Raw genomic sequence first — 16,309 nt, forward strand, 5'->3', positions numbered from 1 at the left:
TTTCCGCAAGGCGATGGTTTCCCGTTCTCCCATGCACTGGGCGCGCGCGCTGTACAGCGCCGTGACCTGGGCGGCCCAGCCCGTGCTGCGCCGCAAGCTGTTGAGGCGTGCCCAGGCCGAGCCCGTCTACGCCGAGCACATCCCCGAGCGTTTTGGCCGCTATGCGCCGGCCACGCTGGGAGAGGACGGGCGCGGGCAGTGGGTCTGGATCCATGCAGTGTCATTGGGCGAGACGCGGGCGGCTGCCATCTTGCTGGCCGCGCTGCGGCAATGCCTGCCCGGCATGCGCCTGCTGCTGACCCATGGTACGGCCACGGGCCGTGCCGAAGGCATGAAGCTGCTGCGCCCCGGTGACCTCCAGGTCTGGCAGCCCTGGGATACACCGGGGGCCGTACGGCGCTTTCTGCGGCAGTTCAGGCCGGCGGTCGGTGTGCTGATGGAGACCGAGGTCTGGCCCAACCTGGTGGCCGTCTGCCGACAGGAGGGCATCGCCCTGGCACTGGCCAATGCGCGGCTCAGCGACAAGTCGCTGGGCCAGGCCTTGCGCGTGGCGCCCTTGGCGCGGCCCACCTATGCGGCGCTGGCCGCCGCCTGGGCCCAGACCGAGGACGATGCCGCACGCCTGCGCCAACTGGGCGCGCCGGTGCGCGGCGTGCTGGGAAACCTGAAGTTCGACGCCCGCCCCGATACCGTGCAGCTGGAGCGCGCACGGGCCTGCAGGCAGGCCTTTGTCCGCCCGGTACTGCTGCTGGCCAGCAGCCGCGAGGGCGAGGAGGCCATGCTGATCGAGGCATTGCATGCGCTGGGCCCGCAAGCCCGGCGTGTGCAGTGGCTGGTCGTTCCGCGCCATCCCCAGCGCTTCGACGAGGTGGCGGCGCTGCTGGCCGGTGCCGGGCTGCATGTCTCGCGGCGCAGCCAGTGGGTGGGTGGGCCACCGGCCGGCGCGGCGGCCGGGGACATCGATGTGTGGCTGGGCGATTCGCTGGGCGAGATGGCGTTCTACTACGGCCTGGCCGACGCGGCGCTGATGGGCGGCAGCTTCGCGCCGCTGGGCGGGCAGAACCTCATCGAGGCACTGGCCTGCGATTGCCCCGTGGCGCTGGGGCCGCATACCTTCAATTTCAGCGAGGCTTCGGAGCTGGCCTGCGCCGCTGGCGCTGCCCTGCGCGCACCGGACATGGACCACGCGATCCGCCAGGCCATGGCCCTTGCCCAGGACCCGCCATCCCATCTGCATGCCGTGCGCCAGGCCCGTGATTTCTTGCAGGAACATCGGGGCGCGGCGCAGGCGACGGCGCAGGCGGTGGTGGCCTTGATGCGGGCACAGGAGCCTTTCCTGCGCTGACCTCTGCCCGGCTCAGTCGTCCTGCGCCAGTACGGGCAGCGTGACGCGCACCAGCAGGCCGCCGCCTTCGGCGTCGTGCAGCGTGATGCTGCCGCCATGGCGGTCCGTGACGGTTCTGGCGATGGCCAGGCCCAGGCCGCTGCCGTTCTGGCTCTGGTCCGGGACGCGGAAAAAGCGGTCGAACACCCGCTGGCGCCAGGGTTCGGCAACGCCGGGGCCCCGGTCGCGCACCTGGAGCACGGCTTGCACGCCCTGGCGCTCCAGACGCACGCTCACGGTGGCGTGGGCGGGGCTGTACTTGATGGCGTTGTCCACGAGGTTGTCGATCAGTGAGACCAGGCCTTCGCGTTCGCCCAGCACGCTCAGGGGTTCGTTGGACTCCAGGGCCAGTTCCACGGGGCGGCGGCAGGCCAGGGCGTCGAGGGCCGCGAGCCGGTCTTCCAGCAACAAGTCCAGGCGGATGGCCTGCTGCACCGTTCCGGGCGCTTCGGTTTCGCTGCGCATGAGTTGCAGCAACTGGGCCACCATGCGACTGGCGCGCTGGTTGCTGCGCAGCAGGCTGTTCATGAGCTCTTGCTGGTGGGGCTCGCCACCATGGCGCAGCAGGGCTTCGACGTTGACATGCATGGCCGCCAGCGGTGTGCGCAGTTCGTGGGCCGCATCCGCGATCAGGTTGCGCTCGCGTTCATTGCTGGAGCGCACGCGGGCCAGCAGGGCATTGATGTCCTGTACCAGGGGGCTGAGCTCCGCATGCGGCGGGGCATAGGTCAGGGCGCTGAGGTCGTCGGGTCCCCGGGTGGACAGCTCATCGCTCACACGGCGCAGCGGGCGCAGCGCCGCGCGCACGGACCACCAGGCGGGGAAGGCCAGAAAGGGCAGGCTGATCAGCAGCGGCAACAGGTAGTAGCTGCGCGTGTTGAGGGTGATCAGCAGTTCCTTGAACGAAGGCAGCATCAGCGTGACCTCGGTGCGGCCCGAGGCCGAGCGCAGCGTGCGCATGCGCCAGGTCTGCCCGTCGGCCTCGATGTCCTCCACGGCTCCGATCACGCGGTTGCGCAGCGTGGGTGCGGGCGTGGGGGCGCGAAAGATCAAATGTCCCTGCTGCCAGACCAGCAGGGTGGGCGTGAAACGATTGTCGTCGTCACCATCGCCGTACTCGTGGCGCAGCGCCGTATCCAGGGCGGCAAGGCTGTGCTGCTGGCGCTCGGGCTGGTCGGCCAGATCCTCGGCGACGGCCATGACCAGATGGTAGATGGGCTCGCTGGCAAGCAGCTCGTTGTAGAAGTGGGCCATGTAGATGCCCGCCACCAGCAGGGCCGTCCAGATCGCGGTGAGCACGCCCATCTGTGCCAGCAGCAGGCGCCGGCCCAGGGTGGGGCGCAGCCAGCGGCGCCACCAGGGCGCGGGCGGCTGCACATCGGCGGCGAGGGTGGCGCTCATGGGCTGGCGGGCGGGACGGCAGCAGGCTGCGAGTCGATGACGTAGCCGATGCCGCGCACCGTGCGTATGTAGCCGGGGCCGATCTTGCGGCGCAGGTTCGAGACATGGACTTCCAGCGCATTGCTGCCATTGGCGCTGCCGCCCGGGATGACCTCCTCCTCGATGCCACGACGCGTGACCACGCGGTCCGTGCGGCGCAGCAGCAGGGCCAGGAGGTCGAACTCGCAGCGCGACAGCTCGACCTCCTGGCCCTGCACGCTGACGCGGCGTGTGGGCTCGTGCAAGGCCAGGCCGCGCAGATGCAGCGTGCCGTCGTCCGTGCCGTAGCTGCGACGCGCCAGTGCGCGCACGCGGGAGACCAGCTCGGCCAGGGCGAAGGGTTTGACCAGGTAGTCGTCGGCACCGCTGTCCAGGCCGTGCAGGCGGTCGTGGAGACCGTCGCGCGCGCTGAGGATGAGCACGGGCAGACGCTGCCATTGGCGGCGCAGCCGTGTGAGCAGACTGATGCCGTCGCCATCGGGCAGTCCCAGGTCCAGCAGCACCATCTCGAAGGCTTGCTCCTCCAGCGTGCGCAGGGCATCGGCCAGGCGGCGCACCCAGACCACGTCCAGGCCGTGGTCGCACAAGGCAATGCGCACGCCATTGCCCAGATCCAGATCGTCCTCCACCAGCAGAAGTTTCATGGCCTTGTTCCCGTGCCGCTTCCAGTCCATGCATGGGCGCTGGCGAAAGGGCAGCCGCGAGTATCGGCCAACGCGCGGCAGGCGTGCTTCAGCATTCCTTCAGAAAACCTGGGGCGGACCTTCAGGCAGGTTCGCCACAGTCGCCAGCTCATGAAACTTCCGAAAGGCAAGGTGCGCATGCCAGAAGCTCTGCGCCGTTCCCGTCGGAGCCGCGTCATCGCAGCCTGCGTTCTGGCGGCCGCCTTGACCGCCGCTTCGTCCGGGCTGCGCGGCGCCGCGTCCGGCGCGGCTCCGGCGCGGCCGTCCGCGGCCTCCTGCATGCCCGCCGCCGGGCCCGGTGCGCGGGCCCTGCAGGGGTTCAAGGCGCTGGCGCGCGCAGCGACAGTGCGTCGATGGCGCGCAGGTCATCGTCGTTGAGCGTGCCCGCAGCCTGGCGCAGCTTGAGCTGGCCCAGCAGCACCTGGTAACGTGCCAGCGCCAGATCCCGCTGGGTCTGGTAGAGCTGGCTTTGGGCGTTGAGCACGTCGATGTTGATGCGCACGCCGACTTCGTAGCCCAGCCTGTTGGCGTCGAGCGCGCTCTGGCTCGACGCCAGCGCGGCCTCCAGCGCCCTGACCTGGGCCTGGCCCGATTGCACGCCGAGGAACGCCGTGCGCGTGGATTGCTCCACATTGCGCTGGGCATCGTCCAACTGGGCGCGGGCCTTGTCCTCCAGCGCCAGGGTTTCCTTGATGCGGTTCTGCACGGCAAAGCCCGCGAACAGCGGCAGGTTCATGACCACGCCCACGCTGGCCGCATTGGTGCGGTAGCTGGTACCGATCTGCGGCGTGACCGAACCGTTGGGATAACGGTTGACGACATAGCCCGCCTGCAGGTCCACGGTGGGCTTGTGACCAGCCTCGGCCTTTTTTGTCTCCAGCTGGGCGATGTCCAGTGCGAGCCGGGCCTGGCGCAGCTGGGGCTGGCTTTGCAGCGCGGTGTCCACCCAGGCCTGCGCGTCGGCCGGCAGCAGGGCCGGCAATTGCAGGGGCTGGGCCAGCGGCCTGGGCACGGTGCCCACGGCACCGACGATCTGGTCCAGGGCCAGGCGCTTGACGCGCAGTTCGTTTTCCGAGGCGATTTCCTGGGCACTGGCCAGATCGAACCGGGCCTGCGCCTCCCGAGAGTCGGTGATGGTGGCCGTGCCGACCTCGAAGTTGCGCTTGGCGAACTCCAGCTGCTGGGAAATGGCGGCCTTCTGGGCCTTGACAACGGCCAGGCTGTCCTGGGCGCCCAGCACGTCGAAGTACGCCTGTGCCACGCGCACAAGCAGGGCCTGCTCGCCGCCGTCGAGCTGGGCACGCGCCACGTCCACGCCGCGCTGGCCCTGGTCGTAGGCCAGCTTGTTGGCGGGGCGGTACAGCGGCTGCTGGGCGCTGAGCTGAAGGTTCTGCTGGGGCGAGCGGAAGCTGCCGGGCAGCACACTGACTTCGATGTGCGAGGTGTTGGCCCCTGCCTGGAGGCCCACGCTGGGCAGCAGGCCCGAGCGTGCCTGTTCGGCGCGGCTGGCCGCAGCCTGGGCGTCGGCCTGCTGGGCCTGCCATTGGGCGTCCCAGCCGCGGGCCTTGGCCACCAGTTCGGACAGGTTCTGGCCGGTGGCCGTGGAGGCCGCCAGGGAAGGCAGTGCGGCTGCCTGCGCCATGGGCGCGGGTGCCTGGGCCAGTGCCGCGCCCATGCCTGTGGCGCACAGCAGCAGGGCCAGCGGACGCAGGTGCCATGCGGGAAGGCTTGCGCGGTGCCAGGCGCGGTGGCGGGTCAGGGCGGGAGCAGCAGGGGCAGGGGGCCGGAGCAGGGGCATAGAGGTCCTCGGGTCAAATCACGGTCGTCACGAAGCGCCGGGGGCGGCCGGCAAGGCCACGTCCCGGGTTCCATTTGCGTCTTGCCGCTCTCAGTAGCGCGGCACGCCTGGATCGCGCTCGCGCGACCAGGCATCGATGCCTCCGCTGATATTGGCCACGGTCTCGAAGCCGTTGTTCAACAGGAAGGCAGCGACATGCATGCTGCGTGCGCCGTGGTGGCACAGGCAGGCGATAGGGTGATCCGGATCGAGTTCCTGCAGGCGGGATGGAATCTCGCCCATGGGAATGCAGCGCAGCTCGAAGCCCTCGGGGCGTACGCTGGCCTGGGCCACTTCCCATGGCTCGCGCACGTCCAGCACCAGGGGCAGGGCATCGGGGCCGCTGGAGTGCTGGTTCAGCCAGTCGTCGAGTTGCGCGGGAGGCACTTGGGGAAGCATCGGAAAGATCCTTGCGGGATGGAGTTCGGGTGCCGTGGCGCAAGCCCCTGCGGGGCCTGCCGCCGTGGCGGTTTTCAGAACGTGAAGCGCGAAGGCTCCTCGAAATGGGCCAGGCGCGCTGTCACCACGTCCCAGGGCTGGCGGGTCTCGAACTGGTGGCCGTTCCTGTGCACCAGCGTGAAGCGCATCATGGGCAGCTGGCCGACGATGGCTGCCAGGCGGCCGCCATCGTTGAGCTGGGCCAGCAGGGCCTCGGGCACCCGGGCCACGGAGCCGCTGAGCACGATGGCATCGAACTGGCCCAGCGCGGCGGCGGCCGTGGCACCGTCGGCCAGCTTGACGTCGACATTGGTGATGCCTGCACCCAGCAGGTTCTCGCGCGCCATCTCGGCCAGCGCGGGCTCGATTTCCAGCGTGACGACTTCCCTGGCCTGGGAAGCCAGCAGGGCGGCCATGTAGCCGGAGCCGGCACCGATCTCCAGCACGCGGTCCGTGGGCTTGATCTTCAGGTCCTGGAGCACGCGCGCCTCGATGCGCGGGGCCAGCATGCACCAGCCCTTGGCGGCTGCCTCTTCGGCCGAGCCCAGCAGTGGGATCTCGAGGTCCATGAAGGCCAGGCCGGCGTGCTCGGGCGGCACGAAGTTCTCGCGCTGCACCTTGCCCAGCAGCGCCAGCACTTCCTCATCGAGCACGTTCCAGGGGCGGATCTGCTGCTCGATCATGTTGTAGCGTGCATGCGCTTGGGCGCTGTGGTGCTCGGGCAGGCTGTTCAGGGGCAGGTTCATGGGGTATCTCCGGAGAAAGACTTGTCAGGACAAACCTTTGATTCTACGAGTCTCGGGGGAGGGTGGGAGCGCTGGCGGCCACGGCACCTTGGCCGCCATTCCACAGCCGCCGCAGCCACAGGGAAAGATCGTCGAGGTAGCAATAGACCACGGGGACGACCACCAGGGTCAGCAGGGACGAGGTGACCACGCCGCCGATGACCGACTGGCCCATGGGGGCGCGCTGCTCCGAACCTTCGCTGAGCGCGAAGGCCAGGGGCACCATGCCGAAGATCATGGCCAGCGTGGTCATCAGGATGGGGCGCAGGCGAACGCGCGCGGCCAGCAGCAGGGCCTGCTCGCGCGGCAGGCCCGCGCGCATTTCTCCCGTGTCCGGATCGCTGTGGGGGCCGCGCGCACGGATGGCGAAATCCACCAGCAGGATGGCGTTCTTGGTGACCAGGCCCATGAGCATGACCACGCCGATGATGGAGAACATGGACAGGGCCGAGCCGAACATCATCAGCGCCAGCACCACGCCGATCAGAGTCAGCGGCAGCGAAGTCATCAGCGCCAGCGGTTGCAGGAAGCTCTTGAACTGGCTGGCCAGGATCATGTAGATGAAGATGATGGCCAGTGCCAGGGCCGACACCGCATAGCCGAAGGATTCGTTCATGCTCTTGGTGGCGCCGCTGAACTGGGTGCGGTAGCCCGGTGGAAGGGCGATGTCGGCCAGGGCCTTGCGGATGTCGGCCGAGACCTCGCCGCTGGAGCGCAGGTAGACGTTGGCGCTGAAGCCGATCTCGCGCGTCATGTCGCGGCGGTTGATCTGGCTGGGGCCCGTTCCGGGCACGATGGTGGCCACCTGGTTCAGGCGCACGATGCGTGTGCCGCCGTCGGACGAGGGCAGGGCGAATGGCAGGCGTTCCAGATCCTGGGGCGTGCTGCGTGATTCGGGCGCCAGGCGAACCTTGACGTCATAGGTCTGGTCGTCGCTGGCGCGCCAGTTGCCCACGGTCTGGCCGGCCACCCAGGTGCGCAGCGCGGCCGCCATGGAGCCTACCGACAGGCCCAGGTCGGCGGCCGCGTCGCGTCGTACGGCGATGTCGATCACGGGCTTGTCGGGCTTGAGGCTGCTGTCCAGGTCCACCAGGCCGGGGATGCCGCGCAGGCGCTCCATCACCACGCGGTTCAGCCGTTCCAGTTCGCCCAGGTCCGGCCCCTGCAGCGAGAACTCCACCTGCTTTTGGCCACCCACGGGCTCGCGCTGGCCCACATGCGTGACCGTGATGCCCGGCACGCTCAGCAACTGTTCGCGCAGCACGCCCGAGAGTTCGTCGCCGCTGCGCTGGCGCAGGTGGCGGTCCAGCAGCCGCACGTAGATGCTGGCGTACATCTTGCCCTGGGCCGTGCCGGTGTTGATGGTGGCCAGCGTGTAGCGCACCTCGGGCAGGGCGCGGATGATGGCATCGACCTGGCGGGCCTTGGCCTCGGTGGCCTCGATGGAAGAACCCACCGGCGTGTTGAAGCTCACCGTGGTCTCGGAGAAATCGGCCTTGGGCACGAACTCCGTGCCCAGCAGCGGTACCAGGGCGACGCTGGCCACGAAGATGGATAGCGCCGCAACCAGGGTCATGATCTTGTGGCGCAGCGCCCAGGCCAGCACGTCCTGGTAGAAGTCCGACAGCGCATCGGTGGCGCGCTCGAACCAGGCCGTGACCCGGCCCAGCGTGCGGTCGTAGAGGCTGTGGCCGCGCTGCTCGCCATGGGCATGGATGGTGGGGTCGTGCCAGACGCTGGACAGCATGGGGTCCAGCGTGAAGCTCACGAACATGGAGATCATCACGGCCGCGACGATGGTGATGCCGAACTCGTGGAAGAACTTGCCGATGATGCCGCCCATGAAGCCTATGGGCAGGAACACGGCCACGATGGACAGCGTGGTGGCCAGCACCGCCAGCCCGATCTCCTGCGTGCCGTCCAGCGCCGCCGCATGCGCATCCTTGCCCATCTGCACATGGCGCACGATGTTCTCGCGCACCACGATGGCATCGTCGATCAGCAGGCCCACGCACAGCGACAGCGCCATCAGCGTGATCATGTTGATGGAGAAACCGAACCAGTACATGAACAGGAAGGTGCCGATCAGCGCAATCGGCAGCGTCAGCCCCGTGATCACCGTGGAGCGCCAGGAATTCAGGAACAGGAAGACGATGAGCACTGTCAGCGCGGCACCCTCGATCAGGGTCTGACGCACATTGTTCACGGCCACGCGGATGGGGCGGGCGCTGTCGGCGATGGGCTCCAGCCGCACACCGGGCGGCAGCTCGGCTGCGAGGTCGCGCAGCGTCGCGTTCAGGCCGTCCACCACCTCGATGGTGTTCTCATCCTGTGCCTTCTGCACGGACAGCAGCAGGGTGCGGCTGCTGTTGTAGAGGGCCACGGTTTCCAGATCCCCGGCGCCGTCCTGCACGCGCGCCAGCTGGCCCAGCCGCACGGGAGCGCCCGCGCGCTGGGCGACGATGATGCGCTCGAAATCCTGGGGTCGCTTCATGCGCGCATCGATCTGCACCACGCGCTCTTGCTCGCGCGAGCGGATGGCGCCCAGCGGCAGGTCCTGATTTTCGCTGCGTACCGCAGCCACGATCTGCTCGGGCGAGATGGCATAGGCCTCCAGGGCCTCGGGCAGCAGGTAGATGTTGATCTCGCGCGGCGTGGCTCCCACGAGGTTGACCGCGCCCACGCCGCGCACGTTCTCCAGGCGCTTCTTGAGCACCTGGTCGGCCCAGCTGGTCAGGGCCACGGCATCGGGTGCCTGGGTGCCTTCGGCAGCCTGGGGAAGCACGGCCACGGACCAGATCGGCGAGTTGGCCGGATCGAAGCGCAGCACGCGCGGCTCCTTGACCTCGTCGCGCAGGCTGGGGCGTACCGAGGCCACCTTCTCGCGCACGTCCTCGGCGGCACGCCGGCCATCGACATGCAGCTGGAACTCGATGATGACGACGCTGGTGCTCTCGTAGCTGCGCGAGGTCAGTGCATTGATGCCGGCGATGGAGTTGACGCCTTCCTCGATTTTCCTGGTGACCTCGGACTCCACGATCTCGGGCGAGGCTCCCGGATAGTCCACGGTGACCACGACCACGGGAAAGTCCACGTTGGGAAACTGGTCCACCTTGAGTCGCTGGTAGGAAAACACTCCCAGGACCACGAGCGCCAGCATGAGCATGGTGGCAAGGACCGGATTGGCCAGGCTGACGCGCGTGAACCACATGGTCAGCGGGCTTTCGTGGCAGGTGTGCTGGAGTCTGCCGCAGGTGGCGCATCTTCCAGCTGTACGGCTGTGCCGGAGCGCAGGCCGCCCACGCTGCCGGCCAATACCCTGTCACCGACCTGCAGTCCGCTGGAGACGGCGATCCAGGTGGCGCCATCCTGCGCGCTCTGGCTGCCCAGCGCCACGGGACGGTGCTGCACCCGCAACGGCTTGTGGCCTGTCGCCGTCGCGGGGTCCGGTTGCAGCAACTGCACATAGGGCTGGGGCTGATCCGTACGAACGGCCGTCAGCGGCACGGCCAACTGCTCGACACTGCCGGTCACGATGCTGCCTTGCAGATACAGGCCAGGCCTGATGATCGGAAGGGATGTTGCGGCAGGGCCGGGCTCCTGCAGGCGCAGATAGACTGCCACGCTGCGCGAGCCGGCCTGGGCGCTGGGGTTGATGCGCACGACACGCGCGGTCACGGCAGCCACATCCGTGCCCGCACCCTGTACCTGCAGCAGCGCCCGCTGGCCCACCTGCACGCGCACCGAATCGGCGGGTGCGAGCTGGGCCACGACTTCCAGTTCGGAGGGGTCGACGATCTCCAGCACCCGCGTCTCCACGCCCACGCGTTCGCCGTCCTGCACCAGGCGCTGGGAGACCTGTCCGTCCATGGGGCTGCGCAGCACGCTGTCGGTCACGCTCTTGCGCGCGGCATCGGCGGCGGCCCGGGCGGCCGCCAGATTGGCCTGCGCAGCATCGAGGTTGGACTGGGAGGTTGCCAGGGCCGTGGTCGAGATGAAGCCTTGGGTGACCAGGGCCTTGTTGTTGTCGTGCTGACGCCGGGCCAGCTGCAACTGGGCCTGGGAGGCGTCGGCCTGCTCGCGGGCCTGGCGCCAGCGGGCCTCGAGCTCGGTGGCATCCACATGCGCCAGTTCCTGGCCCTTGCGCACGGTGTCTCCCTCGCGGACCTGCAGGCCGCGCAACTCGCCGGCCACATAGGCCTTGACCACGGCGCTGCGCACGGCCTGGACCACACCGCTGGCGGGTATGGTCAAGGCCAGCTGGCGAGGCTGGATCGGCACCAGCTCCTGCGCCGACACACGTACCGGCAACTCGCGCGGCTGTGTGGCCGCGGCGATGGCGCCTTGCTTGGCCTGGCGCATGGCGGCGGCGCGCCACACGCTGGCGCCGATGGCGATCAGGAGGGCCAGGCCGATCAGCCAGCCAGTACGACGCTTCATGGTGTGGACGGGGAGGAGGGGGGCGTTGGGGCTGCGACGGGCAGGCACATGCCGTGCAGCAGATAGTCGATCTGGGACTCCAGGAACCGTTCGGGGTCGAAATCGCCATGGGGCAGGCAGCCTCCCAGGGAGTGTTTCCAGATCATCAGAAACATCATGGGCGCCACCACGCAATGCACGGCGAGGTCCAGCTCCATCGGGCGAAATTCGCCGCGCTCGACGCCCCGCTGCAGGATGCGGCGTATCAGCTCATGGCCGGGAAGAACGACTTCCTGATGGTAGAACTGCGACAGCTCGGGGAAATTGCCGGCCTCGCTGAGCATCAACTTGGTGATGCCCGAGGCCTTGGTGTTGCCTATGCGTTCCCACCAGGTCTTGAAACAGTAGCGCAGCAGATCGGTGGAGGGCGCACAGTAGTTGTCGAGTTCCTCGCTCCACTCGCCGAAGCGGCCCGCGATGCTGTGGCGCACCACGGCCTTGAAAAGCTCTTCCTTGCTCGCGAAATAGAGGAACAGCGTGCCCTTGGAGACCCCGGCACGCGCAGCGACTTCCTCGACGCGTGTAGCGGCATAGCCCTTTTCCACGAAAAGGTCGAGCGCGGCCTCCAGCAGTTCGCCGGGGCGTTCCTGCTTGCGCCGGCTGCGCTTGCCCGAGGGTTCGGCGGGGGCGGGTGGAGAGACGGGGGAATCGGACACGGAAAATTAATGACTGATGGGTTAGTTATCGTAACCGCAGATCCGTCCGTCGTCACCTGTCGCGTGCATGGGCTACGCTAGAGGGGAGTCAACCTGCGCCAATTCATGGCATTGAAGGAACCCACATGACCACGGAAACCATTTATCTGGCGGGCGGCTGCTTCTGGTGCACCGAAGCCGTCTTCGATCGCGTGCGCGGCGTGACCGATGTGCAAAGCGGCTACGCCAACGGGCAGTTGGACCATCCCACCTACGAAGACATCTGTACCGGCCAGACCGGCCATGCCGAAGTGGTGCGCGTGCAGTTCGATCCGTCGGTGATTGGCTTGCGCGACCTTCTGACGGTGTTCTTCGGCACCCATGACCCGACCACGCTCGATCGCCAGGGCAACGATGTGGGAACGCAGTACCGCAGCGGCATCTACACCACGGACGACCGGCAGGCCGAGGTGGCGCGCACGCTGATCTCCGAGCTGACCCAGGCCGGCGCCTACGATGCGCCCATCGTCACCGAGGTGCAGCCGCTGGCCAGCTACTGGCCCGCCGAGGCGTACCACCAAGACTATTTCCTGCACCACCCCAACCAGGGCTACTGCGCGTTCGTCGTGGGCCCCAAGGTGCAGAAATTCCGGGGAGCCTTTGCGCGCTGGGTCAGGGAGTGAGTGCGGGCGGGCATCTGTAAGCAGGTGTGATTTGCGGGCATAATGCAATCGAGTTGCAATAGTGCCCGCTGCGGCCACCAGCCTTTTCTCCATGTCCTCCTCTGCTTGCTTGTCCCTGCCTGCCGGCATGCGCTCCACCCGGGCCACGCGCGCCGTGCTGGCGCTGTGGACGCGACATGCCGACGCGCTGTTGAGCGAGGCCGAGGTGGAGGTCGCCCTGCATGCGCAGGGCGTGAAGGTCAACCGGGTCACCGTCTACCGGTTGCTCGATCGCCTGGCCCAGGCCGGGTTGCTGCGGCGTACGGTCGATGCGGCGCGCGTGGCACGTTACGGCCGTTGCACGCAGGGCGCGACCCAGGAGGCCGGTGCGGCGGCGCATTTCGAATGTGCGGACTGCCACAGCGCCTTCCGGCTGGGTGGCGAGGTCGCAGAGCCTTTGCGGGCGGCGCTGTCTCAGTTGCGCCAGGCGCTGGAGGCCAGCGGCCTGCAGGGCCGGGCCATCGATGTGTCGGTCACCGGCCTGTGCCGGGACTGCGGCGACGGGGCCGGTGCCCGGCCTGCGTGAGGCGGCCCTCACACACCCGTTCCCATTCCTTTTCTTCTCAGCCATCGCATGGATATCCAGGATCTTGCATGACCTTTGCCCCGCTCCGTTCCGCTTCCCTGATTCTGGTGGCCGCCTTGCTGGCGCCGCAGGTCCGCGCGCATGACCATGAGCACGTTCATGCCCAGGGCCGGCCGGCCGCCGGGGCCACGGGCACGTCGGCGCCGCTGGATGCCCACGCCCGTGCCGACATGGAGCGCCACCGGGCCATGGCCAAGGCCCACGAGGCCGCCGCGCAATGCCTTGCCGCCGGCCGCGACCACGAACAGTGCCAAAAGCAGCTGCAGCTGGACTGCAAGGGCCTGGCGCTGGGCAAGTTCTGCGGCATGCGCCACGCGCATTGAGCCGCGCCCCAGGCTTTGTGACAGGGTTGTGAATCCCCGGCCTGTATTTGAAGCATACACTTTGCGCTTCCCGAACCGTCGCTGATCCATCCATGTCTTTCCCGCCCCCGGACCGCACTGCGACGGCGCCTGCCCCATGGCAGGCGCCGCGCGCCGTCGTGTGGCGCAGGGGGTGGTTGCTGGCCTGGCTGCTGGTCTGCTCCCTGGCGCTGGCCCCGTTGCTGGGCCAGATGCACCGTGTGGTGCATGCGGGGGGACTGGCGGCAGCGACGCTGCATCGGCCTGCGCAGGTGGAGGCCGAGGCTGCCTGCGCCTCCTGCACCGCTCCCATCGATTGGGTGCATGCATTGTTCTCGGGCCATGGTCCCGCCGACTGCCAGTTGCTGGACCAGTTGCACGACGGCATGGCCGGACCGCCATCCGCCGTGGTCCTGCCGCCTGTCTGGGCCGAGCAGGCCCGTCCCATGCCGCCTGCCATGGTGCGCGATGGCCGAACGCTGGCGGCTTTCTTCGATGCGCGGGCTCCCCCGCACTGTGCTCCTGCCCGCCTGGCGGCCTGAACCTCTGGCGGGTGCCGTGCGCGCCCGCCGGGCTCGGCGCCGCGTTGCCGCGCCCGTCCCGCATTGCTTGCGCACGGGGGTCGCGCCCAGGACCGGCAGCTCCTGAATGCTTTTTCCGATCGGAGGTCCGCGCACCTGCCTGGCAGGCCGCGGCCGTCCGTTTTCGATGCCATTTTTGCAGCGCGCGGATCGCCACGCCCGAGGGCCCGTGGCCGCGCGCGGCCAGGAAGACCAGTGATGAGAGTGACAACACAGCAATACCACCAGGACGCAAAGGCCCCGGGGGAGAGGATGAAGCTGCGCCCCCTGCTGCAGCAGCTGCTGCTGGCGGGCGTGCTCGGGCCGGCCATGGGGGCCACGGCCCTGGCCGCCGAACCTGAAGGCGGGGCCGCCGCCGCGGCCCGGGCAGACACACAGCGCGGGTCAGGTCCCGTGCTCAACGAGGTGACGGTCAAGGCCAGCGGCCTGGGCCTGTCCTCCGAGGACATGTCCACGCCGGCCACCGTGCTGGAAAGCGACGTGCTGACACTGCGCCAGGCCGCCACGCTGGGCGAGACGCTGGACGGTGAGCCCGGCATCCACGCCAGCCATTTCGGAGCCGGTGCCAGCCGGCCCATCATCCGCGGCATGGATGGGCCGCGCGTGCAGATCCTCAGCGATGGATCCGAGTTGCATGACGCCTCGACCATCAGCCCCGACCACGCGGTGGCCAGCGAGCCCATGCTGGCCACGCAGATCGAGGTGCTGCGCGGCCCCTCCGCGCTGATCTACGGTGGGGGTGGCGCCATGGGCGGCGTGGTCAATATCCTGGACGACAAGATTCCCACCGCCATCCCCACCAACGGCATCACCGGCTCGGCCCAGCTGCGCGGCAGCACGGGCGCGGGCGAGACGGCCGGAGCGTTCTCGCTGACGGGCGGCGCGGGCCAGCTGGCCATCCACGCGGAAGGCATGGCGCGTGATGCGGGCGACTACCGCGTGGGCAGTGGCTGGGCGCCCAATGGCCAGTCCCAGGGCAAGGTGGCCGGCAGCTTCAACCGCACGGACACGGGCAGCCTGGGTCTGTCCTGGATCGGCACCCAGGGCTACCTGGGTCTGGCCTATACGCGCCAGACCGCGCGCTACGGCCTGCCGGGCCACAACCACAGCTTCGAGGGCTGCCACACCCATGGCGACCACCTGCACTGCGGTGGCCATGACCACGGGCATGACGAGGACGGCCATGACCATGGAGACGAACATGACCATGACCATGCGAGCGTTCCTGTGGTCGATCTCGTCAGCGAGCGCTGGGATCTGCGCGGTGAATGGCGCAATCCGACGGCGGGCATCGCGGCGCTGCGCGTGCGCGGCGGCTGGACGGACTACCGCCACGACGAGATCGAGGACGGGCAGGTGTCGACCACCTTCAAGAACCGTGCCCACGACCTGCGCGTGGAGGCCGAGCACCAGCCCATCGCCGGCTGGCGTGGGGTCATCGGCCTGCAGACCGTGCAGCGCAGGTTCAGCGCCGAGGGCGAGGAAGCCTATGTGCAGCCCACCGAGACCCGCCGCAACAGCATCTACCTGCTGGAGGAATACCGCTGGCAGGACTGGCGCTGGCAGGCCGCGCTGCGCCACGAGCGCCAGACCGTGGATGCAGAGCGCAGCGCCATCTCGCGCAGCCACAACGGCACCTCGTTCTCGCTGGGGTCGGTCTGGAAGTTCACGCCGGGCTACAGCCTCTCGGCGTCGCTGACGCAGGGCAGCCGTCTGCCCACGGCCGAAGAGCTCTATGCCAACGGCCTGCACATGGCGACCTCCACCTATGAGCGCGGCAATGCCGATCTCAAGCGCGAGCGCTCCCAGGCACTGGACATCGGCCTGCGCAAGAGCTCGGGCGACACCACCTTCAGCGTCAATGCCTTCCACCATCGCGTCAAGGGCTACATCTATGGCGCCACGCTGGATGAGGTGGATGGCCTGCAACTGCTGCAATACACCCAGGCTGACGCGCGCTTCACGGGCGTGGAGGGCCAGGTGCGGCAGAAGCTGTCGCGCCAGTGGGGTGTGACCCTGTTCGGCGATGCGGTGCGCGCCCGGCTGGAGGACGGCTCGCGCCTGCCGCGCATCCCCGCCGCACGCGTCGGCGTGCGCGTGGACACCTTCTGGAAGGGCTGGGATGCCCAGGCCGAATGGGTGCAGGTGCTGCGCCAGAACCGCACGGCCGCCTTCGAGACGCAGACCGACGGCTACGGCATGCTCAACCTCTCGGCCAGCTATACGCTGCGCACGGCAGGCGGCATGCCCTGGCAGATCTTCATCAAGGGCCAGAACCTGACCAACCGCCTGGCCTTCGCCCATACCTCGTTCATCAAGAACGCGGCGCCGCTGATGGGGCGCAACATCACCGTGGGGGTGAAGGTCTCCTTCTGAGGTCTGTCCGGCCCCACCCGGG

Annotated in this window: 14 protein-coding genes; 6 read left to right on the forward strand and 8 right to left on the reverse strand. The window is 68.6% G+C overall.

Going from position 1 to position 16,309, the window contains the following annotated elements:
- Positions 1–13 precede the first annotated feature (13 nt).
- Positions 14–1,345: a 3-deoxy-D-manno-octulosonic acid transferase gene (locus tag L1Z78_RS13620; RefSeq protein WP_234642006.1), complete on the forward strand. Its 1,332-nt coding sequence runs from the start codon at positions 14–16 to the stop codon at positions 1,343–1,345.
- A gap of 12 nt (positions 1,346–1,357) precedes the next feature.
- Here the strand turns inward: L1Z78_RS13620 and L1Z78_RS13625 are convergent, their stop codons facing one another.
- From L1Z78_RS13625 to L1Z78_RS13660, 8 genes are all read right to left on the reverse strand, one after another.
- Positions 1,358–2,785: a sensor histidine kinase gene (locus tag L1Z78_RS13625; RefSeq protein WP_234642007.1), complete on the reverse strand. Its 1,428-nt coding sequence runs from the start codon at positions 2,783–2,785 to the stop codon at positions 1,358–1,360.
- The gene (locus L1Z78_RS13630) at positions 2,782–3,468 is read right to left on the reverse strand and encodes a response regulator (protein WP_234642008.1); all 687 of its coding nucleotides are present in this window, start codon (positions 3,466–3,468) and stop codon (positions 2,782–2,784) included. The genes L1Z78_RS13625 and L1Z78_RS13630 overlap by 4 nt, the downstream gene beginning before the upstream one ends.
- Positions 3,469–3,826: 358 nt before the next feature.
- Positions 3,827–5,305, reverse strand: coding sequence for a TolC family outer membrane protein (locus L1Z78_RS13635; RefSeq protein WP_234642009.1), 1,479 nt, complete (start codon positions 5,303–5,305; stop codon positions 3,827–3,829).
- 90 nt (positions 5,306–5,395) lie between these two features.
- Entirely contained in the window at positions 5,396–5,743 is a 348-nt protein-coding gene (locus tag L1Z78_RS13640; RefSeq protein WP_234642010.1) for a rhodanese-like domain-containing protein, read from the reverse strand.
- Between the two features lie 74 nt (positions 5,744–5,817).
- Positions 5,818–6,528, reverse strand: coding sequence for a protein-L-isoaspartate O-methyltransferase family protein (locus tag L1Z78_RS13645; protein ID WP_234642011.1), 711 nt, complete (start codon positions 6,526–6,528; stop codon positions 5,818–5,820).
- Positions 6,529–6,571: 43 nt separating this feature from the next.
- Positions 6,572–9,778, reverse strand: a complete 3,207-nt coding sequence (locus L1Z78_RS13650; protein ID WP_234642012.1) for an efflux RND transporter permease subunit — start codon at positions 9,776–9,778, stop codon at positions 6,572–6,574.
- A 2-nt stretch (positions 9,779–9,780) separates the two neighbouring features.
- Positions 9,781–11,007, reverse strand: a complete 1,227-nt coding sequence (locus L1Z78_RS13655) for an efflux RND transporter periplasmic adaptor subunit (protein ID WP_234642013.1) — start codon at positions 11,005–11,007, stop codon at positions 9,781–9,783.
- On the reverse strand, positions 11,004–11,702 hold the full coding sequence (locus tag L1Z78_RS13660; RefSeq protein WP_234642014.1) for a TetR/AcrR family transcriptional regulator: 699 nt from the start codon (positions 11,700–11,702) through the stop codon (positions 11,004–11,006). The genes L1Z78_RS13655 and L1Z78_RS13660 overlap by 4 nt, the downstream gene beginning before the upstream one ends.
- A gap of 125 nt (positions 11,703–11,827) precedes the next feature.
- On the opposite strand from L1Z78_RS13660, the gene msrA reads away from it, so the two are divergent.
- The 5 genes from msrA to L1Z78_RS13685 all read left to right on the forward strand — a co-directional run bounded on the left by msrA (position 11,828) and on the right by L1Z78_RS13685 (position 16,287).
- Positions 11,828–12,364, forward strand: coding sequence for a peptide-methionine (S)-S-oxide reductase MsrA (msrA, locus tag L1Z78_RS13665; protein WP_234642015.1), 537 nt, complete (start codon positions 11,828–11,830; stop codon positions 12,362–12,364).
- Positions 12,365–12,491: 127 nt separating this feature from the next.
- Complete coding sequence (locus L1Z78_RS13670) at positions 12,492–12,929, forward strand: Fur family transcriptional regulator (protein WP_234642166.1); 438 nt, start codon at positions 12,492–12,494, stop codon at positions 12,927–12,929.
- Positions 12,930–12,997: 68 nt separating this feature from the next.
- Entirely contained in the window at positions 12,998–13,312 is a 315-nt protein-coding gene (locus L1Z78_RS13675; protein WP_234642016.1) for a hypothetical protein, read from the forward strand.
- A gap of 92 nt (positions 13,313–13,404) precedes the next feature.
- A complete protein-coding gene (locus tag L1Z78_RS13680) occupies positions 13,405–13,872 on the forward strand; it encodes a hypothetical protein (protein WP_234642017.1) in 468 nt (155 codons plus the stop codon).
- Between the two features lie 237 nt (positions 13,873–14,109).
- A complete protein-coding gene (locus tag L1Z78_RS13685) occupies positions 14,110–16,287 on the forward strand; it encodes a TonB-dependent receptor domain-containing protein (protein ID WP_234642018.1) in 2,178 nt (725 codons plus the stop codon).
- Positions 16,288–16,309: the final 22 nt, after the last annotated feature.

This window comes from Delftia tsuruhatensis, assembly GCF_903815225.1.
Classification (GTDB): domain Bacteria; phylum Pseudomonadota; class Gammaproteobacteria; order Burkholderiales; family Burkholderiaceae_C; genus Comamonas; species Comamonas tsuruhatensis_A.